A 21,678-nucleotide genomic window follows, 5' to 3' on the forward strand; every position below is an offset into this window, starting at 1 on the left:
CCCGACTAACAGACCAATGCCGTGCAGGACTCCATGCCCCCATTTGACGAGCAACTGCGCGAACTTATGCCGCGTCTAAGGCGTTTTGCGCTGTCGTTGACGCGTCACTCCAGCAATGCCGACGACCTGGTGCAGACCTGTCTGGAGCGGGCACTCGGCAGTGTCGCCAGCAAACGCCCTGAAGGGGATTTGCGGGCGTGGTTGTTTACCATCCTGTATCGCCAGTTTGTCGACAACCATCGGCGCTCTCGACGCTACGCACGCATGCTTGAGTTCTTTACCGGGCGCGACGACTCACAGCCCTCCACCGAACGCACGGTCATCGCACAATCGACGCTGCAAGCATTCGAACGGCTGAGCACCGAGCAGCGCGCCCTGTTGCTATGGGTATCCGTTGAGGGCTTGAGCTACCAGCAGGTCGCGGAGATTCTTGAAGTGCCCATTGGCACCGTAATGTCACGCCTGTCACGCGCGCGCCAGGCGTTGCGCCTGCTCAGCGAAGGCGAAATCACCCGCCCTGTTTTGCGGAGACTTAAATGATCACCACCCCACCCAGTGAGCGCGACTTGCATGCTTACGTTGATCACGCGCTGAGCGAGTCAGAACGTCAGCAGGTTGAACTCTATCTAGAAGCCCATCCCGAAGTTGCAGCAAGCGTCCACGCCTGGCAGCACGACGCGCAAAACCTGCGTACGGCGTTACAACAAACCTTGCTGCAACCGGTTAATCCAGCACTTGATCCTGCAGCCATTCGCCAGCGCCAGCGTCGACAATCCGTGCGCCACTGGGCCACGGCTGCGGTGCTGTTGATTGCAGTGAGCGTGGGTGGGTTGGGCGGCTGGCAGGCCAGACAGATGACACTGGCCCCCAGCCTATTACCCATGACCGATGCACTGGCCGCACACCGCATGTTTGCTGAGCAAGGTTTTCTGCCCGCCGACTATCACGTTGAACAGAGCAGCGATCTGCAAGCCTGGATGGACCGTCACTTCAGCCACGCTGAGCGCTTGCCAGACTTGAGTCGAGCGGGATTTGAACCGGTCAGTTGCCGTTTGCTCACCACCGATCAGGGCGGCGCAGCCATGGTGCTCTACGAAAATACGCAGGGACAGCAAATCAGCTTTTACATTCGCCCGCCTGGACCTCAGAACACCTTACTGACTCGCGGAAGTCGACGCGATGGCGATTTGCAGGCCGATTATTGGTCAGGCCCCGGCTACAACTACGCCATGGTCGGCCCTGCAGAGGGCCCAGTTGCGCAGTTGATGAACACGGTGGGATTTTAGGTGGGCACTGAGCGGGATTGCTCACGAAACTCGCCGATGAATATTCCCAGCCAATGTTGCCGGCTGCGATAGCCGTCGACCGGCTGATTCCAATAGTCAACCAATGCTTGTTGATAGCCCCACACCCAGTCCCGAACCACCTCACGTATCGACTGTTCGACTGGGGACATCCGTAAAAAGGGTTGTGTTTGGCGTGTGGGTACACTGCCATCAGACAGCTCGGCCAAATAGCACTGTTCATCTTCATAGAAGGTGTAACTAATGGGCGTTCCGAGCGCTATATGCTCAAGCACAGCCTCAACAATCGCCTGCTGACGAGCAACGTCCAGCGCTCGTTCAGCTTCATCGACAGTCCAGATAATTTTTAATTGATCGAGGTGAATCAGGGTAATGGGAGGGTTGAATTTTCTTTTCAGTGATTTTTCGAGTAAAGCCCTCACCACGCTGCGCAAGGTGGGGCGGTTCGAGAAATGCCGGGCGACCGCTTGTGTCAGTAAATAGGGTCGGCTTAACGCCTCTTAAATGTCTACAGGGTTTGTCATGGGGCAAGCTCATTCCAAATGAAGTGTTGTGAGCGGCTAGCCCGCGCTCGAACTTCATTAAAAGCACCCTTAACCCTTACCTGCGGTATTTCTTTAACACCTCCAAAAGCGTATTGGTTTCACTCTAGCCACGCACCGGCACCGGTTTGAATAGGCTCACTCACGACAAACGCTGGTATTCACAAATGGGTTTTCGGTGCTAACGCCGCATAGAAGTGGGCGCTTTGCTGCAAATATTTTTGCGTATAAGCCATGGATTTCTTGTCGCTGACCACGGTGTTGGCGCTTGCCGGCAGCACCACAGTGGCGGAAATGGCGGATGCTGCAATCACGGAGAAAAGATTGAAGTTCATAACACTAACCCTCGACGATTCAGTTGGCTTGCGTGCCGTTTAAGGCCGTGAAACCAACATACCGCCGAGGGCTATTGCACAGAAATTCATTTCACCACTAGGGTCTATCAGCCAGATTGATAGATGGCGTAGCCTTCTGCGGCAAGCGGCAAGCGTTAAGGCCGGTTGATGAATTTCACATCAGAAGGTGCGTCCATCGGCAAGGTTTGTACAGTCTTGCCCAGCTTGCCGGTTTTAGCATCGCGCTCCATGACCACGATGGCGTTGCTCATCTGGTTGGCGACCAGCAGGAACTTGCCATTGGGACTCAAGGCGAACTCACGCGGATGATCCCCTTCAACCGAACGGCGTTGGATTTCAGTCAGTTCGCCAGTTGTCTGATCAATGGCGAACACTAGCAATTCATTGGCTTTACCACGATTACTGACGTACAGGAATTTTCCATCCGCACTGGCGTGCAAGGCACCCGCCGCACGTTTTTCCTGAGGTTGACCGTGGGCCAGATCCACAGCTTGACGCTGTTTCAAATGACCGTCTGCGTAATCGAACACAAACACCTGAGCACTCATTTCAGTGGTCAGGTAGGCGTGCTTGCCATCTTTGGAGAACAGCAGATGCCGAGGACCGCTGCCTGCAGGCAGCTCAACCGCCGGGGGATTGGCGGCACCTAACGGGTGCTCGGGGTTGGCCGCTGGATCGTACTGGTAGACAAAAATCTTGTCCGCGCCCAAGTCATTGGCAAACACAAACTTGCCATCCGGCGATGACACGATTGAGTGCACATGAGCAGACATCTGACGCTCAGGGTTAACCCGACTGGCCTGATGACTGCTCATTTGCGTCACGGGCTGTAATTGGCCCTGAGCATTGACAGGTAACACGGCAAGACTGCCACCCGGGTCTTCGTGCACGCCGTAGTTGGCCACGAACAAGTAGCGTTCATCCGCGCTGAGGCTCGAATGCGTCGGCTCTTCACCCAACGACTTGACCTGATTGATCGGGGTCAACTCATTGGTTTTCGGGTCAATCGCCAGGCTGCTGACCCGGCCTACTACATCGGTTTGACCCTTGCCATTTTCATTGACCACAAAAAGGCGCTGCTGGTCTTTGGACAAGGTCAACCAGCTCGGATTGGCAGTTTTGAAAACTTGCAGGGGTTCAGGCGTGAGGTGGCCACTGTCGCTGTTGAACTTCAAACGATAGAGACCTTGGCTTTTGCCTTGGGTATAGGAGCCGACCAATAGCTCCACTTCGTTCTCGGAAGCGGCTTGCGCCGACATTGCACCGACACCTGAAGCCAACAACAAGGGCAACCATTTAAGCTTCATCAGCAACCTCGGACTCATCATCATTATTGTTGTTGCCCGTAAAGGCGCTTAAGCAGACCAGGCGATGCTCGCCCGCATCACCGTTCAGTAACCAGCTTTGCAATTGATCGTTAAAAACAGCCGCCTCAACTTGAGCGGCTGTAAACTCCCAGCGTTTTTCTGCACGACCGTCCATGGCTTGAATGAACAGACCCTTCTCGTCCATAGAGAATTCAAAGGCGTGCAGACCATCGATTTCCAGCATATCGCTGGTTTCAAGGGCCGCACGCAAGGTCTGGTTGGATTCGCTCATTAATCATTCACCTGTTGGAAAGGCGTAATGATAGGCCAAATAAACGTATGAACCTATGTCCAGCGACGTGCTCACTGAGCACGTCGCCAGTTTTGATCACATCAGCCGATGGCCCGGTTCGAGAACTTGCCATCCACCAAGCGTTGAATGCCGAGCGGGTTGGCATTTTTCAACACATCCGGCAGCAAGCTGTCAGGGTAATTCTGCAAGCACACCGGACGCAGAAAACGGTCGATGGCCAAGGTGCCCACCGACGTGCCGCGAGCATCGGAGGTCGCCGGATACGGCCCACCGTGGACCATCGAATCGCACACCTCAACGCCAGTCGGGTAGCCATTAAGCAGAATACGTCCGACTTTTTGCTCCAGTAACCCGGTCAATTCGCCGAACTGCTCAAAGTCAGTTGTTTCGCCTATCAGCGTTGCAGTGAGCTGACCGCGCAGGCCGTTAACGGCAGCACTCAGTTGGGCTTGATCGGCAACTTCAATCACCACCGTTGTCGGGCCAAAGACCTCCTCCTGCAATACCTCGTCGCCCTCCAGCAACAAGCTGATATCCGCCTTGAACAGCTGCGGTTGGGCCTGACGGCCTTGCTGCGTCTGCCCGGCCACGTGCTCGATACGGTCATGGCTGAGCAAGGCATCCAGGCCTTTGCCATAACTGCGCAAGGTGCCGGCGTTGAGCATGGTCTGTGCCGGTTGCTCGCTGATTTGTCCGGCCAATTGTTCGATGAACGCGGTAAAGGCCGGTGAGCGAATCCCGATCACCAGACCGGGATTGGTGCAGAACTGCCCGCACCCTTGTACCACAGAGGCTGCCAGTTCACGGGCAATGGTTGTGCTGCGCGTCGCCAAGGCCTGCGGCAGGATAATCACCGGGTTGATGCTGGACATCTCGGCGAAGACAGGGATCGGCTGCGCACGTGCTGCCGCCATGTCGCACAGCGCGCGGCCGCCGTGCAGTGAGCCGGTGAAACCGACCGCTTGAATGGCCGGGTGCTTGACCAATGCTTCACCGACGCCCGAGCCATAAATCATGTTGAACACACCAGCAGGCATGCCCGTGCGCTCAGCGGCACGAATCAACGCGTCCGCCACCCACTCCGCAGTAGCCATGTGCCCGCTATGAGCCTTGAACACCACCGGGCAACCGGCCGCCAGTGCCGAAGCGGTGTCACCGCCGGCCGTGGAAAAAGCCAACGGAAAATTACTCGCGCCAAACACCGCGACGGGCCCAACACCCAGACGGTACTGGCGCAGATCAGGACGAGGTAATGGGGTGCGATCCGGCAGTGCCTGATCAATGCGTGCTCCATAAAAATCGCCACGGCGCAGCACCTTGGCAAACAAACGCATTTGCCCGCTGGTACGCCCCCGCTCTCCCTGTATACGACCCGCAGGCAATGCCGTTTCTCGGCACACTGTGGCGACAAACTCATCGCCCAGTGCATCCAGCTCATCCGCAATGGCGTCGAGAAATTCAGCACGGCGTTCGGCACTCAAGGCCCGAAATGCCGGGTAAGCGCTGGCAGCTGCGGTCGCGGCGCGATCAACTTCCTGCGGTGTTGCCTGATAAAAATCGTAGGCCAGTGTTTCGCCCGTGGTGGCATCGACACTCTTGACCAGGGTGCTGCCTTCAGCGCTGCGTTGGCCGCCGATGTAGTTGTGTCCGAGAATCTGCGTCATGGGGTTTCCTTTTAAAGTGTGCCGATGCTGCCGGGTTCGAATACCGCGTCCACCGGGGCAATACCGTTGACCAGGGGTGCGCCAAACTCGGCTTGACTGATTTCGAAAATATCGCCGGGCTGCGTGCGAATGCCATCACCGAACGACAGGGTCGCCGTGCCGAAAAAGTGAATATGCACATCTCCCGGCCGCAGAAACTGGCTGTATTTGAAATGGTGATATTCGAGGTTTTCCAGGCTGTGACACATATTGGCTTCGCCGCTGAGAAACTCGTTCTCCCACAGCACTTGGCCGTTACGCAGAATCCGGCTGCGACCCGCCAAATGCTGGGGCAGTTCGCCGACCCGCAGTTCAGGCCCGTACGAACAGCTGCGCAGTTTTGAATGGGCCAGATACAGGTAGTTTTTACGTTCCATTACGTGGTCAGAAAATTCGTTACCTACGGCGAAGCCCAGTCGATAAGGCTTGCCGTCATGACCGATGACATACAGGCCACCGATTTCCGGCTCTTCGCCCGCATCTTCGGCAAACGGCGGCAAGGGGAACGGCTGGCCGGGGCGTACGACAATACTGCCGTCGCCTTTGTAGAACCACTCAGGTTGCACACCGGCCTGACCCGTAGCTGGCTTGCCGCCCTCCACACCCCATTTGAAGATGCGCATGGTGTCGGTCAAGGTCGACTCATCGCCCGCCTGCTGGTGCATTTTGTCCCGCGCCGAAGCACTGCCCAAATGGGTCAAGCCGGTGCCGCTGATCAGCATATGCGCCGGATCAGGGTGGTCCAGCGGCGGTAAAACCCGCAAATCTGCCAATAACGTCGGGTAATCATGGGTCATTCCCAAACCCTGTTGGTCAACGAGTTGGGCGAGGCCGATGCCCGCTTCAATCGCGGCCAGGGCCAACTCACGCACGCTGGTTGCATCCTGCACTTCACGCACCAGGCCACCGTCTACCAACCCGACACGGCGCTCACCGTTGTTCAATTCAAACTGTACTAAACGCATAACAAGCTTCCTTAAGGATGAGTGGCCGCACGTGCGCTGGCCGCAAATTCAGTGGGTTTGAGCACGTGTTTGCGCTCCAGTACGCGGTACACGACAACCGTCAGGAATAACCCGAACACCATCACGCCCGAGAGGAAATACAGGCCCGAGGCCAGATTGCCGGTGTATTCCTTGAGTGCACCAATCACGAACGGGCCGATATAGCCGCCGAGGTTGCCGACCGAATTGATCAAGGCAATCCCGGCCGCCGCACTGGCGCCTGCAAAAAAGCGACCCGGCAACGTCCAGAAAATTGCCGTGCAGGAGAACAGCGAGAACGCCACCAAACACAGCGCCCCCAGTTGCAACACCGGAACCGTCAACCATGCGCTGAAAAACAAGCCAATCGCGCCCACGACATACAGCCCGGCCAAATGCCCGTAGCGGTCATTCAAACGGTCTGAACTGCGCGGGATGATCAGCAGGCCGATGATGCCGAAGATGTACGGCACAGAGGACACAAAGCCGGTGGTCAGGTCACTGCCGCCAAACTGTTTGATCAGCGTGGGCAACCACAGGCCCAGACCGTAGATGCTCAAAGTAACGGGCAGGTAGAACAGCGCGAGCAACAACACACGCTTGTCTTTGAGTGCATGCAACGGATTGCCATGACGGGTCTGGCCGTATTCCTGCAAGTCCTTTTCCAGCTCACCCACCAGCCAGTCCTTCTCGGGCTGAGTCATCCATTTGACCTGTTTCGGGCCATCCGGCAGGTAACGCAGTACAGGCCAGGTGAGCAGAATGGCCGGCATGCCAATCACGATAAACAGCCATTGCCAGCCGTGCAGGCCGAACACGCCTTCCATCCCGAGCAAACCGCCCGATATGGGCCCGGTAATCATCATGGCGATGGGTTGCGAGAGGATGAACAGGCCCAGAATTTTGCCGCGATGACGCACCGGGAACCACTGAGTGATGTAGTACAGAACGCCGGGAAAGAACCCTGCTTCGGCGACGCCGAGTAAAAAACGCATGACATAGAAACTGTGCGGCCCCTGCACAAACGCCATGCCAATCGTGATGGCGCCCCAGGTCAACATGATGCGGGCAAACCAGCGCCGCGCGCCGAAGCGCTCCAGCATCAGGTTACTGGGAATCTCCATCAGGAAATAACCGATAAAGAACAAGCCCGCGCCCAACCCATAAGCCGCGTCGCCAATACCGACGTCAGCGCCCATGTGCAGCTTGGCAAAGCCCACGGCAGAGCGGTCTACATAGGCAATGAGGTACAGCAGGATCAGAAACGGAATGAGTTTTAACGTAATGCGGCGAATAAGCCCGAGTTCCTGGCTCATATGACGGTCTCCCATTGTTTTTGTTATGGCACCTCTGGAGTGGCCTCAGGCGGGAAAATGCCAGGATCAGCTCTCAGTTAAAAACGACTATATAGTAATACTATTTACTCAACAACACTTCCAAGACAGCATTTTTCCAGCTACTTTAGGAGCATAAAAACCAATTAGTCATACAATAAGAGAGCCCGACATGTCTGATAAAACGCCTCCCCTGCGCTCCGCCCAATGGTTTGGCAGCGCGGACAAAAACGGCTTCATGTACCGCAGCTGGATGAAGAATCAAGGCATTGCCGACCATCAGTTTCAGGGCAAACCGATCATTGGTATCTGCAACACTTGGTCCGAACTGACGCCGTGCAACGCCCATTTCCGTACCATTGCTGAGCACGTCAAGCGCGGCGTCATCGAAGCAGGCGGCTTCCCGGTTGAATTTCCGGTGTTCTCCAACGGCGAATCGAACCTGCGCCCGACCGCCATGCTGACCCGCAATTTGGCCAGCATGGACGTGGAAGAAGCCATTCGCGGCAATCCGATTGACGGCGTTGTGCTGTTGACCGGCTGCGACAAAACCACCCCTGCCCTGTTGATGGGGGCCGCCAGCTGCGACGTCCCCGCTATCGTGGTGACCGGTGGACCGATGCTGAACGGCAAGCACAAGGGCAAAGACATCGGCGCTGGCACTATCGTCTGGCAGATGCATGAGTCTTATAAAGCGGGCGCCATCAGCCTCGACGAGTTCCTCTCGGCAGAAGCCGGCATGTCACGCTCGGCGGGCACCTGCAACACCATGGGCACCGCCTCGACCATGGCGTGTATGGCCGAAGCATTAGGCACGTCATTGCCGCACAACGCTGCGATTCCGGCGGTCGATTCGCGCCGTTACGTACTCGCGCACATGTCCGGCATGCGTGCAGTGCAAATGGTGCGTGAAGACCTGCGCCTGTCCAAAGTGCTGACCAAAGAAGCCTTTGAAAATGCGATTCGGGTCAATGCGGCCATTGGCGGCTCGACCAATGCGGTGATCCATTTGAAAGCCATCGCCGGGCGCATTGGCGTCGATCTGGAGCTGGATGACTGGACCCGTATCGGTCGCGGCACTCCGACGCTGGTGGACTTGCAGCCTTCCGGGCGCTTCCTGATGGAAGAGTTCTACTACGCGGGTGGCCTGCCTGCCGTGCTGCGCCGGATGGGTGAAAACAACTTGATTCCGCACCCCAATGCACTGACCGTCAATGGTCAGAGCCTATGGGACAATGTGAAAAACTCGCCGATTTACGGCGACGACGAAGTCATCCGTGCGATTGAAAACCCGCTGGTGGCGGACGGTGGTATCTGCGTATTACGCGGTAACCTGGCGCCTCTGGGTGCCGTATTGAAACCCTCTGCTGCCACCCCGGCGCTGATGAAACACCGCGGGCAAGCCGTGGTATTTGAAAACTTCGACATGTATAAAGCGCGCATCAACGACCCGGAACTGGACGTCACCGCCGATTCGATACTGGTGATGAAAAACTGTGGGCCCAAGGGTTATCCGGGCATGGCCGAAGTGGGCAACATGGGCTTGCCGGCCAAGCTGCTGGCCCAGGGCGTGACTGACATGGTGCGTATTTCCGATGCGCGCATGAGCGGCACGGCCTATGGCACCGTGGTCTTGCATGTGGCACCCGAAGCTGCGGCGGGCGGGCCATTGGCTGCCGTGCAAGAAGGTGACTGGATCGAACTGGACTGCGCCAGCGGGCGTTTGCACCTGGACATCAGCGACGCAGAACTGGCTGCCCGACTGGCCGACATCGAACCGCCAAAAAACCTGCTGATTGGCGGCTATCGCCAGCTGTACATCGACCACGTCATGCAGGCCGATCAGGGTTGCGACTTTGACTTTCTGGTCGGTTGCCGCGGATCAGAAGTGCCGCGTCATTCACATTGATAGTGCAATATCTGTAGCCGCAAGGTGGCAAAAAACCCGTAGCAGCTGACGAGCTCTGCGAGGCTGCGATCGGCGGCAAAGCCGTCGTAAATCCAAATAACCCGATGCATCAGAAACATCGTGGTCATACCGTTTGCGACGATTGCATCGTCGAACGTAGCCTCGCATTACTCGTCAACTGCTACAGCTTGATCAGGGCTTTACCTGACAGGTCATGCTCGCGCCTTTGGTTGTCGGGCATATCGCAGCCCTGGCCAGCAACTACAAAACGCCGCGAGTTCAGGGTTTTGTGAGGTTTACGCCTGTCGTGGCTGTTATCATCGGTGCCTTTCTGCCACAGGATCGACCTACGCCCTATGGATTATCGTCAGCCCTCCGAGCGCAAAAGTATGCACGCGCGCATCGTTCAGGAACTGGGCATGCAAATTGTTTCCGGGCGCTTTAAGCCCGATGACAAACTGCCCGCAGAAGCCTTGCTGTGCGAAGAGTATGCCGTCAGCCGTCCAGTGCTGCGCGAAGCCACGCGGGTGTTGCTTGCCAAAGGCCTGGTGTACTCCAAACCGCGCGTAGGAACGGTGGTCAAGCCACGGCGCGAGTGGCACATGCTTGACCCCGATGTGCTGCATTGGCTGATGCAGAGTTCGCCGCAAAACGAATTCTTTGCCTTGCTGACCAGTGTGCGCAGCATTATCGAACCCGCCGTGGCCGCCCTCGCCGCTCAGCACGCGACCGAGGAAGAAATCGCCTCTATTCGTGATGCCTATGAGCGCATGGAAAAAGCTGAAACACCTGAAGCGTTGTTACAGCCCGACCTGGATTTTCACAGTCGCATTGCCGATGCTACTCACAATGACTTGCTTGCCAACCTGTGCAATATGCTGTCGTTGGCGTTGCGTGAAGCGTTAAAGCATTCAAATCGCCGTCCCAACTTGCATGAACTGGCGCTGCCTCGGCACAAGGCCATTTTGACGGCCATCGAAAACCACGACGCATTGGGCGCGCGGCATGCCACGCTGGTGCAACTGGATGATGCACGCACGGCGCTGGATACAGTGCTAAGCCAAGAACCCGTCACCGTGTGAACGCCACGGGGCGCAGAAACATCCCGTGGTTTAAACGCTTGAGCAGATACACCCCAGTGAAATACACGGCCTGAATACTCGCCGGTGTCCCATCCCTTCACTGAGATCTGCCATGCGTTATTCCACTGTTGCGCTTTCCATTGCTGCCTGCCTGAGCCTGTCATTGGCCTCTGTGGCCGCTCATGCACTCACTCCCTCTTCGTCTGACAGCCAAACATCCAAGACTCAAAAAGCCTTGTTGATTGGTGTGGACGGTATGCAATACGAAAAACTCCAGGAAGCCATTGCACAGAACATGGCCCCGCACATTGGCAGCCTCAAACTGGCCAAAAGTTACATCGGTGGCGTTGACGGCACCTCAACTGAACAACTGACCAACAGCGGGCCGGGTTGGGCGACTATTTTGACTGGCAGTTGGGTGAACCGGCATCAAGTCGACGCCAACAATGGTGCATTGCGCAACCAGGCGCCCAGCCTGTTTGAACAACTCAAGCGCGCCGCGCCACAGCGCAAGACGACCAGTATTGTCAGTTGGGGCACCATTAACGACAACTTCGCCGAAGACATCGCCCAAGGCTATATCGACACCGGCACCAAATGCCTGGACGTGGATCAGTGTGTGGCCGATAAAGCCGGCTACGAACTTGAATATGGCAAGTCTGACCTGGTATTCGCCCACTTCGACGAGCCTGATCTGGCGGGTCACGATCATGGTTTTGCCACCGAGTATCAACAGGCCATTCAAGGCGTAGATGCGCAGGTGGGCCAGTTGCTGTCGGCGCTGGAACGTCGTCAAACGACTCATCCCAAGGAGGATTGGTTAGTCATCGTCTCGCCAGACCACGGCCGTCGACTACCTGATGGGTACAACCATGGGCAACAAACCCTGAGTGAAAAGACCACCTTTATTGCGATGAACAAATCGGCTAACGCGCAACTGACCGACCCTGTCAGCGCGCCAACCAACCCAGGGCACAGCGGTTTGTATGGCTTTGCCAGTCAGGCCGACATCACCCCCACAATACTGAAGCACTTTGGCGTCACCCCGAATGCGGCACAGCACTCAATGGACGGGTTGCCCCTGATCGGTGCACTGGGCGTCAGACAACTTACCGCTCAGGCTGTACCGGCCAGCTCGCAGGTGGTGCTGACGTGGCAAGGCGACAAACCGCGTGGCAAACCCGTACACATTTACCGTGACGGTCAGCACATCGCCTCTGTGCCCAATCATCAGGGTGAATACATCGATAACGACGTGAAAGACATCAATGGCAACGTCAACTACACCGTAGAAATGAATAAGGTGCCGGTATCACGCTTGGTGACCCTGCAACACTGAAACGACGGACATAAAAAAGGCGCTAACCAATTGCTCGGGTAGCGCCTCTTTTTACATCAGCGGTTAGGCCAGGCTTTTGCTGACCACTTCAAACACATCGCTGGACAGGTCGCCTGAGTTGCGAATGCGCTCAAGCTCAGCCTTCATCAACGCCTGACGGGCGCTGTCGTATTTACGCCAGCGGGTCAATGGCGCCAATTGACGGGAAGCAATCTGCGGGTTCAAGGCGTTCAGCTGGATCACCAGATCGGCCAGGAAGCGATAACCCGAACCATCAGCTGCATGGAAGTTGATCAGGTTCTGGCCGGCAAAGGCACCCACCAGCGCGCGCACCTTGTTCGGGTTTTTCAGGGTAAACGCCGGGTGCTCCATCAACTGCTGCACGCGCTGCAAACCGCCAGGCAAGGTGCTGCCCGCCTGCACGCTGAACCATTGGTCCATGACCAGTGGATCATCTTTGAAATGATCGGCAAAACTGGCCAGCGCGGCGGCTTTCTCGGCCTCGAAAGGCGAGTTGACCAGTACCGCCAGCGCGGTCAGGCGCTCGGTCATGTTGTCGCTGTGCTCGAACTGCTCCAGCGCAGCCGCCAAAACCTCAGGTTTACCCGTCAGCATCAAGTAAGACAGCGCAATATTTTGCAGGGCGCGACGGGCAAAATGCTCGGCTTCTGCCACATAGGGCGTGACTTTGGACACCGCGCGGTTGGCCTGATAACGCGACCACAGATCATCGAACAGGCTTTGCGCCAGTTGCTTGCGGGCAAACTCGCGGGCCGTGTGGATCGCGTCGACATCGGCCACTTCGCTGATTTCAGTGAGGTAAGCCTCACCCGGCAACGACAGCATCTCGGCCACCATGGCCTGATCCAGGCTCGCATTGTTGAGCACGCTGCGCAGCGCCTCAACCAAACGCGGGTCCAGCGTCAGGGCTTCGCCACGTTGATGCTGGGCGATCAAGTCCTGCAACACCTGCACCGACAGTTGCTGACCCGCATCCCAGCGGTTGAAACCATCGCTGTCGTGTTGCATCAGGAACATCAACTGGTCACGGCTGTAGGCAAACTGCAATTTGACCGGCGCCGAGAAACCGCGCAACAGCGAGGGCAGCGGCTTTTCAGGCACGCCCACGAAGGTGAAGGTTTGCTCGGCTTCGGTCACCGACAGCACCCGCGTGGTGCCCGCAACGTTCGTCTCGCCCGTCAGTTGCAGCGGCAGTTCAGCGCCTTGGACGTTCAACAGGGCCAGTTCAACCGGAATCACGAACGGCAGTTTTTCAACCTTGTCCGGGGTCGCCGGGCAGCTTTGGGCGAAGGTCAGGCTGTAGGTCTTTTGCGCCGCATCATAGTGCTCGCTGACCGCCAGACGCGGTGTACCGGCCTGGCTGTACCAGCGCTTGAACTGGGACAGGTCGGCGCCATTGGCGTCTTCCATGGCCTTGATAAAGTCATCGCAGGTCACGGCCTGACCATCATGGCGCTCAAAGTACAGGTCGCTGCCCTTGCGAAAGCCTACTTCGCCCAGCAGGGTGTGGATCATGCGCACCACTTCCGAACCCTTTTCGTAGACCGTCAGGGTGTAGAAGTTGGAGATTTCGATAAAGCTGTCAGGGCGCACGGCATGGGCCATAGGGCCGGCATCTTCGGCAAACTGGTGGGTGCGCAGGTAAGCCACATCTTGAATACGCTTGACCACCCGCGAGTTCATGTCGGCCGAGAATTGAGAGTCACGAAACACCGTGAACCCTTCCTTGAGCGACAGCTGGAACCAGTCGCGGCAAGTCACGCGATTGCCCGACCAGTTGTGGAAGTATTCGTGCGCGACAATCGCTTCAACGCGCTGATGCGCAGCGTCGGTGGCGGTTTCGGCGCGAGCCAGGACGGCGCTGGAGTTGAAGATGTTGAGACCTTTGTTCTCCATCGCGCCCATGTTGAAGTCACTGACGGCAACGATCATGAAAATGTCCAGATCGTATTCACGGCCGTAGGTTTCTTCGTCCCAGCGCATCGACTTTTTCAGGCTGGTCATGGCGTGCTGGCACTTGTCGATGTTTTCCGGCTCGACATAAATGCGCAGGGCGACGTCGCGGTCGGTCATGGTGGTAAAGGTGTCTTCAACGCACCACAAATCGCCGGCCACCAGGGCAAACAGATAAGCCGGTTTCATGAACGGGTCTTCCCAGGTCGCCCAGTGCCGACCATCTTCGTCGGGGCCACTGGCGATCGGGTTGCCGTTGGACAGCAGTATCGGGTAACGATGCTGCTCCGCGACCACGGTGGTGGTGAACTTGCTCATCACGTCCGGGCGGTCGAGGTAATAGGTGATCTTGCGAAAGCCCTCGGCTTCGCATTGGGTGCAGAACATCGTGCCGGACTTGTACAAGCCTTCCAGCGCGGTATTGGATTCGGGGTGGATCTTGACGCTGGTGTCGACCACAAACTGTTCGCTGGTCGGGTGCAGGATCAAGTGGCTGTCGGTCAGTTGATAGTCCGCTGCGGTCAGTTCGGCATCATCCATCGCCACACTCAACAGCTGCAGTTGCTGACCGTCCAGCGCCAGCGCCGGCAAACCTGCGCCGCGCGCAGGGTTGCGGCGCATCACCAATTGCGCATGGACCAACGTGTGATCCTCGAACAACTCAAAGGTCAGGTGCGTCTCGTCGATTAAATACTCGGGCGCCTGATAGTCCTTCAGGTAGATCATTTGCGGTTGTTCGGTGCGCATGCGGGTGTCCTTTTACTGATGCACGGCCAGCTGGTAGGCCGTGTATTTGCGAATATTGATAACGCCGGTGTCAAAGATCAGGTATTGGCCCTTGATCCCCATCAGCGTGCCTTCAACGATCGGATCCTTGTCCAGATTAAAGCTGACAATCTTGCTCGGGTACTGTTCAACCGGGTAACAAATCTCGATAGGCTCGACGCTATGCAAGGGTTGGACCGCTTGCAAGCCAAAACGCTCCTGCAAGCTGTTCAAACCTTCGGCGCAGCTGTCGAACAGCTGATCACGCACCGCTGCGAGGTCGACCGGCTCGGCATTGCTCTTTAGCAGTGCCCGCCAGTTAGTGCGGTCAGCCACTTGCGAGCGAAACAGGTCTTCGACAAAACCCGACTGCTGGCGAGTCGCGACGCGCACGATTGGCAACGCTTGACTGGCGCCCTGATCGAGCCAGCGTGTGGGCAGTTGTGTGCCACGGGTAATACCAACCTTGACGCCCGAAGAGTTGGCCAGATACACCACGTGATCGGTCATGCAGAACTGCTCGCCCCACGACGGATCCCGGCACGTGCCAGCGTCGTAATGGCAGCGCTCCGGGCTCATGATGCACACATCGCACTGCGCCAGCTTGGTCATGCACGGGTAGCAATAACCCTGACTGAAGCTCTTCTTGGTTTTGCGTCCGCAGTGGGAACAGTAAATCTCTCCCAGGAATTCCAGACGCAGTTTAGTGCCGATCAATGGATTGACTGGCACCTCGGTATCGCCCAAACGAAACGCGTATTGAACGGTCGGCCCTTCCAGACGTGCCGACATTTTGCTGATTGCACCGCGACCAATCTCAATCAATGGATGGCATCCGACTTGAACAGGATGTTCGGCACCGGCGCCGACTTGGAGCTGCACTCCTGCGGGCCCATGTAGCCAGTGCGCTGGTCTTCGGGCAGGTTGTTGACTTCCCAGGCGATCATGGCCTGCAACGACAGCTCGCGTTGCTCGGGGGTCAATTTGTTGCCGTCAGCCCATTTACCGATTTCTACGGCCAGTTTCAGACTCTGATAGATCTCGGGTGTGATGTTTTTAATCATTTCGTTGAAAGAGGACATGTTTCTGGTTCCGCTCTTTAAAAAATAGTGAGGTAACGGTCGCAACACGATTCGTAGCAGCTGCCGAAGGCTGCGTTCGACGGCGCAGCCGTCGTAAAATAAGGCAGTTCGGTATGCCTGTTAAACCCGGTATTCAGATTTTACGATCGCTTCGCAATCGGACGCCGCCTTCGGCAGCTGCTACGGGTGCATCGCAAGTTTGCGTCGTGCCCAAAGCCCGCCCAGCAAGCCGGTCAGGCAGCCAATTATCAACCCGCCCACATGCGCCGCGTTGGCAATCTGGCCAAAGCCGATCATCGACACCAACCCGGACATGCACAGCGCCAGCCACACCAGCATCATCACCAACACGCCACGAGGCAGGGAGTACATGGGGTTGGGCGACATCAACTGGTAAATCCAGATATGCCCCAGCAAGCCGTACAACACCCCCGACAACCCGCCAAACAGACTCGGGCCGCCGAACAGGTATTGGGCAAAGTTGGACACCAAGCTGAATAACAGGCTTAGGCCGATCAGCTTGATGCTGCCCTGACGCATTTCAATACGTCGCCCCAGTTCCCAGAACCACATACCGTTCATGGCGATGTGCAGGAAACCGAAGTGAATCAGCATGGGGGTAAACAGCCGCCACCATTGCCCTGACGCCAGGGTCTCGGACAACGGGGCAAACTGGATATATTGACCGCGAATGGTGTAATCGACAAAGGTCAGCCCGCTCAGGGTCGAGAGGTTATCGCCCAGTTGCGTGACGACCGCTACAAGTACACACAGCAGCAAGATAATCGCGGTGGCCGGGCTGTCGCGCAATTGCCGGACCAAGCCTGGACGGGCCATCGGTGCCGGGCGCTCGACAACCGGCAGCTCGTGCTCAGGATCACCTGCGGGAAAGCGCTGATACAGATTACGGACATCTTCGGCAATGTTGTCGGGTGCCCACAGCACCTGCTCGCCCGCCTCTTCACTGACCCGATGGGGCACTTGCAGGCGCTTGAGCAAGGCCACAAAACCGCTTAAATCGACCGACAACGGTAGACGCAACACCTGTACAACACTCATTGAATCGCCTCCGGGCGTTCGACGTCGACCCACACAAACTTGCCCGGATCGAGGCGGGTTTCCTGATCAAGCCGGTAAGCCACCAGTTTGCCGTACAGCACGGCACTGTAATCGAGACAGGCCAAGTTGGGCCGGATAGGCGCGGGTTTGCCGCTGCGCCAGTAATGCCCGACAAATAACAAGGGCTCATGGCTACCGTAACGTAACAACGCGCTCTTCTCGGTCGAGGACAGCGGTTTTTGCGCCACGCGCTCGGGCAGTGCGTCAGGTTGAAACACAATATCTCCGTAAGTCTTGGGGTCGTCTTCCCAGAACTTGGTACGGAAGAACGCCCGCGTTAACCCATCGCCACCGGTCAGGGTCATGCCATCGGGCAAACGCATGTCGGTGCCGCGCAACAGCCGGTTGAAGGTCAGGTTGGCGAAGCTGCCAGGCTGGGCCGCGGCCTGCAAAAAGGGTTCATCAATGCAGCCATCGGGGTATTGCTGTCGCAGAGAGGCAATCACCTGCGCATCCCAGCAGGCGTGTACCACGCGAAAGCGTCCGGCATCGACAAACAGCGGCATGTCGTAAAACCACTGCACAAACGTACGCCACTCGTCCGGGTACGCCTCGAACTGCTCAAGGGTTTCGTGGATAAGGCGGGCATGACGCGGGTTGTGTTCGCGCACAAACTGCTTGCCGCTGCCCGCCGGGGCCGGTGTGCACCAGCCCAGCGCGTTGAATTCATGGTTGCCCATCAGGCACAGCGCCTGACCGGCCTGAACCATGTCGTAGACGATGTGCAACGACTCGCGAATGCGCGGGCCGCGATCAATGATGTCGCCCAGGAACACCGCCATGCGTTGAGGGTGTCGCCAAATACCGGCGAGTTTTCGATAACCCAGACGCTCCAGCAGGTGCTCAAGGGTATGAGCACAGCCATGCACGTCACCGATCAGATCGTAACTGCGCGCTGGATCGAGCATCAGTCAGCCCTGCCGCCCAGTCGGCTACCCCAGCCCAGCTTGGTCCGACACACTTCATAGTAGTTGTGGTCCAAAGGATGAATCAGACGCAGCTTTTGTGCTTTTTTGCTGACGGTCACGGTGTCACCCGGCGCGCAGGTGAAATGGTTCTGACCGTCGCAGGAGACTTGCGGGTAAATTTGCATGTCCTTGGCCACCACGATTTTCAGCTCGCTGTTGCCGTCGACCACAATGGGTCGGCTGCTCAGGGTGTGTGGATACATCGGGACGATGACGATGGCATCCAGTTTGGGATGCATGATCGGGCCACCCGCCGACATCGCGTAAGCCGTTGAGCCGGTCGGCGTGGCCACGATCAGGCCGTCGGCTTTCTGGCTGCACACGAACTGACCGTCGATATGCAGTTCGAATTCGATCATGCGCGTGGATTTACCGGGATGCAGCACCACATCATTGAGCGCATCGCCCTGACCGATGGCCTCGCCATGACGGCGGACTTCGGCTTGCAGCAAAAAACGGTTTTCAACCAGATAGTGGCCGTCGAGCACCTCGGCGACTTTGACTTCCAGCTCGTCAGGTCGAATGTCGGTCAAAAAGCCCAGACTGCCCCGATTGATACCCAGCACCGGGACGTTATGACGGGCCAGGGCACGGGCCGCGCCCAATAAACTGCCATCGCCGCCTACCACAATCACCATGTCACAGACTTCACCCAGCAGTTTGCGCGAGGACGTTTGCAGACCATGGCCGGGCAACACTTCACCGATGGTGTCTTCGAGGATCACGTGCATGTGCCGTTCAAGCAGGAATTTTTTCAGTCGGCGAACCGTATCGAGCACCTGAGAACTGCCCAAACGACCAATGATGCCGATATTACGAAATTGCTCCATGAGGCTCCTGCAAGATTCTAGGCGGGCTAAAACAGCGATTATGGGCGAAACGCGCCGATAGACAAAACCCTTTCAGCCCTGTGGCCGCTCGCTGTTTGATTGCAGTGGCAGGCGTAACCCGCTGGATGCTGCCATATTGACAGGCACATTCTCAGGGTGATGCCAAACAGCTATGCTCGGATCATGATCCTATTTCCCGACTTGCTCACCCTGCCCCATCAATTGCGTCACCCGCAGGTGCGTGATCTGGCGTGGGTGATACTTGCCCCGCCGATGCTCGAACACACCCCTTGGCCACAGCGTCATCCCTTGACGGGCAGCGACTGGGTGCAGGCGCCGCAGCAACTTGAGTGCTGGCTGCGTGAACTGGATCAACACAGTGAGCCGCTCCAGCAATGGCTGGCGTTGGCCACCACGCGCCGACTGGGCCGTTATTACGAACGACTCTGGCACTTTGCACTGCAACAGGCGCCAGGGGTTGAGCTGATTGCCGCCAACCTGCCCATCCGCGTGCGCGGGCATACTTTGGGCGAGCTGGACTTTTTACTGCGAGACCGCGACGGTGTGCACCATCTGGAAATGGCCATAAAACTCTACCTTGGACCGCAACAGGGCGACGGTCGCGACCCGGCGCAGTGGCTTGGCCCCGGCAGCAATGACCGGCTGGAGCGCAAGCTAAAGCACTTCACCCAGCACCAGCTGCCCATGTCGAGCCGTTCTGAGAGCCGCGAAATCCTCGCGGGGCTCGATATCCAAGCCTTCAGCGCGCATATGTGGCTGGGCGGCTATTTACTCTACCCGTGGCCCGGCCATTCGCAGCCGCCTGCCGGTGTCCATCCGCAACACCTGCGCGGGCGCTGGTTGCACCAGAGTGACTGGCCAGCGTTTATCCGGCAAAGTGCCGCCGGCTGCTGGCAGCCCTTGCCCCGCCATGCCTGGCTGGCGCCGGCCCGTTACGGCGCCGAAGGCTTGTGGAGCGAGCAACAGCTCGCAGTCTGGCTGGCCGAATTGCACCCACAGGCCCCGGCGCAACTGTTGGTGCGCCTGAGTGAAAACGGCGACGGTGACTGGGAAGAGGCTGAACGGTTGTTTTTAGTCTCCGATCTTTGGCCCAATGTGCCGGGCACCCCTGAAAACTGACACATCTCACGTGCGACATGGCGCAACCGGTTTAAAGTAATCACACGCCGTCACACAAGAACGGCGGTTTTTGACCTGAACCGTGAGGAAACACCATGTCCTGGAAAAGCTCCGCCGACCACTACAGCCGAATGTCCATCGCCTTGCACTGGTTGATGGTGCTGCTGTTCGTACTGATCTACGCCTCGATTGAGTTTCGCGGAATTTTCCCGAAAGACAGTGACGGTCGAAACTTGATGAAAGACGCGCATTTCATGCTCGGGCTCACCGTCTTTACGCTGGTGTGGTTGCGCCTGCTAGCCAGAACCCTGGGCGTCGCTCCGAAAATCACGCCCACCCCACCCGCCTGGCAGACGGCTCTCGCCACCCTGATGCACTGGGCGTTGTACCTGTTCATGATCGCCATGCCGGTCCTGGGTTATCTGGTCTTGAGCTTCAACGACAAGTCAGTGTTCTTTTATGGCTTCGATCTGCCGGTGCTTACCGCTAAAGACCCGGATTTCGCCAAGCAAATCAAAAGTTGGCATGAGCTGGGCGGCACCATCGGTTATTGGCTGATTGGCTTGCATGCGTTGGCCGGGCTGGCTCACCACTACCTGATCAAGGACAACACTCTGCTGCGCATGCTGCCAGAACGCCGCTGAACGGCGGCTCCCGCGGTGTCGGGGCATTCATAGCTACAATGCTGTGCCCGGTAAAATCCCCGCAGGCCAAGGCCTGCGGGGCATGCGAAATGCCTAGGGCGCCGTCGCTTAAGTTCAAAGGATGAATCCAGATGAACTTTCCAAACCGCTCAGACCTCCCATCTTCAACGCGTCGGATGAATCATCCAGCGCACGCTTGATTTAATTATCTTGATACGCAGAGGGAGTAATCACTATGAGTCATCAACTGACAGGTAGAAAAATACTGTTTATCACCTCCAATACGGGCATCGAACGTGACGAGCTGATTAAACCGTTGGAAGCTCTCAAGGCGCAGGGTGCTTCTGTCACCCACGGTTCAAGTGAAGGCGGTACTACCCAGACATTCGTTCAGGACACTGAGAAAGATCGTACAGTCGAATCTCAGGCTGCGCTGGCCGAACTCAAAGCGTCGGATTTTGATGCGCTAGTGATTCCAGGCGGTACAGTCAACGCCGATACACTGCGACTGGATGAACACGCTCAGCGCCTGGTCAAAGAATTCGCTGATGCGGGTAAAGTCATCGCCGCGATTTGCCATGGCCCATGGTTGCTGATTAACGCAGGGGTTATCTCGGGCAAAACCCTCACCTCCTATCCCAGCGTCAAGCTTGATCTGGAAAATGCCGGTGCTGCCGGTTGGGTAGATGTCGAGGTCAAGCAATGCCAAGCCAATGGCTGGACCCTGATTACTTCGCGTACACCCAAAGACATCCCGGCCTTCAATAAGGCGATCGCAGGGGCGCTTGAAGGGGCATAAGGCTGGACATACGTTAAAAGATTAAGACGGCTATGACCGGCACGACAAAACGTGCCGGTCATTTTCACCGCTGCTGTTTCACTTATTCATGGACACAACTGCGGCCTTGCCACCCTCTAACCGGAAGGCAAACGTCACGCGGGCTACGACCTTGAACCCTGTGAGCTGATCTTCCGTGACGCAAA

21 protein-coding genes are annotated in these 21,678 nt (G+C 57.3%); 8 read left to right on the forward strand and 13 right to left on the reverse strand.

Going from position 1 to position 21,678, the window contains the following annotated elements:
* Positions 1 to 33: 33 nt before the first annotated feature.
* Positions 34 to 540: a sigma-70 family RNA polymerase sigma factor gene (locus tag ACI7MX_RS18420; RefSeq protein WP_314482654.1), complete on the forward strand. Its 507-nt coding sequence runs from the start codon at positions 34 to 36 to the stop codon at positions 538 to 540.
* Positions 537 to 1,286 (forward strand): anti-sigma factor family protein, encoded by a 750-nt coding sequence (locus ACI7MX_RS18425; protein WP_405585940.1) that lies wholly within the window; start codon positions 537 to 539, stop codon positions 1,284 to 1,286. Before ACI7MX_RS18420 ends, ACI7MX_RS18425 begins: the two co-directional genes overlap by 4 nt.
* On the opposite strand, the gene ACI7MX_RS18430 is transcribed toward ACI7MX_RS18425, so the two are convergent.
* From ACI7MX_RS18430 to ACI7MX_RS18460, 7 genes are all read right to left on the reverse strand, one after another.
* A complete protein-coding gene (locus ACI7MX_RS18430; protein ID WP_405585943.1) occupies positions 1,283 to 1,726 on the reverse strand; it encodes a hypothetical protein in 444 nt (147 codons plus the stop codon). The two genes, ACI7MX_RS18425 and ACI7MX_RS18430, sit on opposite strands and share 4 nt — an antisense overlap.
* A gap of 281 nt (positions 1,727 to 2,007) precedes the next feature.
* Positions 2,008 to 2,181: a hypothetical protein gene (locus tag ACI7MX_RS18435; RefSeq protein WP_314482660.1), complete on the reverse strand. Its 174-nt coding sequence runs from the start codon at positions 2,179 to 2,181 to the stop codon at positions 2,008 to 2,010.
* A gap of 155 nt (positions 2,182 to 2,336) precedes the next feature.
* Positions 2,337 to 3,509 carry a lactonase family protein gene (locus ACI7MX_RS18440; RefSeq protein WP_405585946.1) on the reverse strand — a complete coding sequence of 391 codons (1,173 nt, stop codon included), beginning with the start codon at positions 3,507 to 3,509 and terminating at the stop codon, positions 2,337 to 2,339.
* Entirely contained in the window at positions 3,499 to 3,801 is a 303-nt protein-coding gene (locus ACI7MX_RS18445) for a DUF5629 family protein (RefSeq protein ID WP_405585949.1), read from the reverse strand. The genes ACI7MX_RS18440 and ACI7MX_RS18445 overlap by 11 nt, the downstream gene beginning before the upstream one ends.
* A gap of 101 nt (positions 3,802 to 3,902) precedes the next feature.
* The gene (locus tag ACI7MX_RS18450) at positions 3,903 to 5,486 is read right to left on the reverse strand and encodes an aldehyde dehydrogenase (NADP(+)) (RefSeq protein ID WP_405585952.1); all 1,584 of its coding nucleotides are present in this window, start codon (positions 5,484 to 5,486) and stop codon (positions 3,903 to 3,905) included.
* A gap of 11 nt (positions 5,487 to 5,497) precedes the next feature.
* Positions 5,498 to 6,490: an AraD1 family protein gene (gene araD1, locus ACI7MX_RS18455; RefSeq protein ID WP_405585955.1), complete on the reverse strand. Its 993-nt coding sequence runs from the start codon at positions 6,488 to 6,490 to the stop codon at positions 5,498 to 5,500.
* Between the two features lie 11 nt (positions 6,491 to 6,501).
* A complete protein-coding gene (locus tag ACI7MX_RS18460; protein WP_122784284.1) occupies positions 6,502 to 7,824 on the reverse strand; it encodes an MFS transporter in 1,323 nt (440 codons plus the stop codon).
* Between the two features lie 190 nt (positions 7,825 to 8,014).
* On the opposite strand from ACI7MX_RS18460, the gene ACI7MX_RS18465 reads away from it, so the two are divergent.
* The 3 genes from ACI7MX_RS18465 (at position 8,015) to ACI7MX_RS18475 (ending at position 12,172) form a co-directional block, all read left to right on the forward strand.
* Positions 8,015 to 9,751 carry an IlvD/Edd family dehydratase gene (locus ACI7MX_RS18465; protein ID WP_122784283.1) on the forward strand — a complete coding sequence of 579 codons (1,737 nt, stop codon included), beginning with the start codon at positions 8,015 to 8,017 and terminating at the stop codon, positions 9,749 to 9,751.
* A 356-nt stretch (positions 9,752 to 10,107) separates the two neighbouring features.
* Positions 10,108 to 10,833 (forward strand): FadR/GntR family transcriptional regulator, encoded by a 726-nt coding sequence (locus ACI7MX_RS18470; RefSeq protein ID WP_314482682.1) that lies wholly within the window; start codon positions 10,108 to 10,110, stop codon positions 10,831 to 10,833.
* A gap of 112 nt (positions 10,834 to 10,945) precedes the next feature.
* The gene (locus ACI7MX_RS18475) at positions 10,946 to 12,172 is read left to right on the forward strand and encodes an alkaline phosphatase family protein (protein WP_314482684.1); all 1,227 of its coding nucleotides are present in this window, start codon (positions 10,946 to 10,948) and stop codon (positions 12,170 to 12,172) included.
* Positions 12,173 to 12,235: 63 nt separating this feature from the next.
* Here ACI7MX_RS18475 and pepN read toward each other — a convergent pair whose 3' ends face one another.
* From pepN to ACI7MX_RS18505, 6 genes are all read right to left on the reverse strand, one after another.
* Positions 12,236 to 14,893 (reverse strand): aminopeptidase N, encoded by a 2,658-nt coding sequence (gene pepN / locus ACI7MX_RS18480; protein ID WP_405585962.1) that lies wholly within the window; start codon positions 14,891 to 14,893, stop codon positions 12,236 to 12,238.
* A 12-nt stretch (positions 14,894 to 14,905) separates the two neighbouring features.
* The gene (locus ACI7MX_RS18485; RefSeq protein ID WP_405586056.1) at positions 14,906 to 15,736 is read right to left on the reverse strand and encodes a DUF2797 domain-containing protein; all 831 of its coding nucleotides are present in this window, start codon (positions 15,734 to 15,736) and stop codon (positions 14,906 to 14,908) included.
* Positions 15,733 to 15,993 (reverse strand): YeaC family protein, encoded by a 261-nt coding sequence (locus ACI7MX_RS18490; RefSeq protein ID WP_122782382.1) that lies wholly within the window; start codon positions 15,991 to 15,993, stop codon positions 15,733 to 15,735. The genes ACI7MX_RS18485 and ACI7MX_RS18490 overlap by 4 nt, the downstream gene beginning before the upstream one ends.
* 180 nt (positions 15,994 to 16,173) lie before the next feature.
* Entirely contained in the window at positions 16,174 to 17,052 is an 879-nt protein-coding gene (locus ACI7MX_RS18495; RefSeq protein ID WP_405585966.1) for a rhomboid family intramembrane serine protease, read from the reverse strand.
* Positions 17,049 to 18,020 (reverse strand): metallophosphoesterase, encoded by a 972-nt coding sequence (locus ACI7MX_RS18500; RefSeq protein WP_314482696.1) that lies wholly within the window; start codon positions 18,018 to 18,020, stop codon positions 17,049 to 17,051. Before ACI7MX_RS18500 ends, ACI7MX_RS18495 begins: the two co-directional genes overlap by 4 nt.
* Entirely contained in the window at positions 18,020 to 18,910 is an 891-nt protein-coding gene (locus ACI7MX_RS18505) for an NAD(+) kinase (RefSeq protein ID WP_153379091.1), read from the reverse strand. The genes ACI7MX_RS18500 and ACI7MX_RS18505 overlap by 1 nt, the downstream gene beginning before the upstream one ends.
* 183 nt (positions 18,911 to 19,093) lie before the next feature.
* Here ACI7MX_RS18505 and ACI7MX_RS18510 point away from each other — a divergent pair, with 183 nt between their 5' ends.
* From ACI7MX_RS18510 to ACI7MX_RS18520, 3 genes are all read left to right on the forward strand, one after another.
* On the forward strand, positions 19,094 to 20,050 hold the full coding sequence (locus ACI7MX_RS18510) for a DUF1853 family protein (protein WP_405585971.1): 957 nt from the start codon (positions 19,094 to 19,096) through the stop codon (positions 20,048 to 20,050).
* Between the two features lie 95 nt (positions 20,051 to 20,145).
* Entirely contained in the window at positions 20,146 to 20,694 is a 549-nt protein-coding gene (locus tag ACI7MX_RS18515) for a cytochrome b (protein WP_405585974.1), read from the forward strand.
* A 235-nt stretch (positions 20,695 to 20,929) separates the two neighbouring features.
* A complete protein-coding gene (locus tag ACI7MX_RS18520) occupies positions 20,930 to 21,493 on the forward strand; it encodes a type 1 glutamine amidotransferase domain-containing protein (RefSeq protein ID WP_405585977.1) in 564 nt (187 codons plus the stop codon).
* Positions 21,494 to 21,678 lie beyond the last annotated feature (185 nt).

Origin of the sequence: Pseudomonas sp. 2024-210, from assembly GCF_045062345.1 — a bacterium.
In the GTDB taxonomy this organism is placed as follows: domain Bacteria; phylum Pseudomonadota; class Gammaproteobacteria; order Pseudomonadales; family Pseudomonadaceae; genus Aquipseudomonas.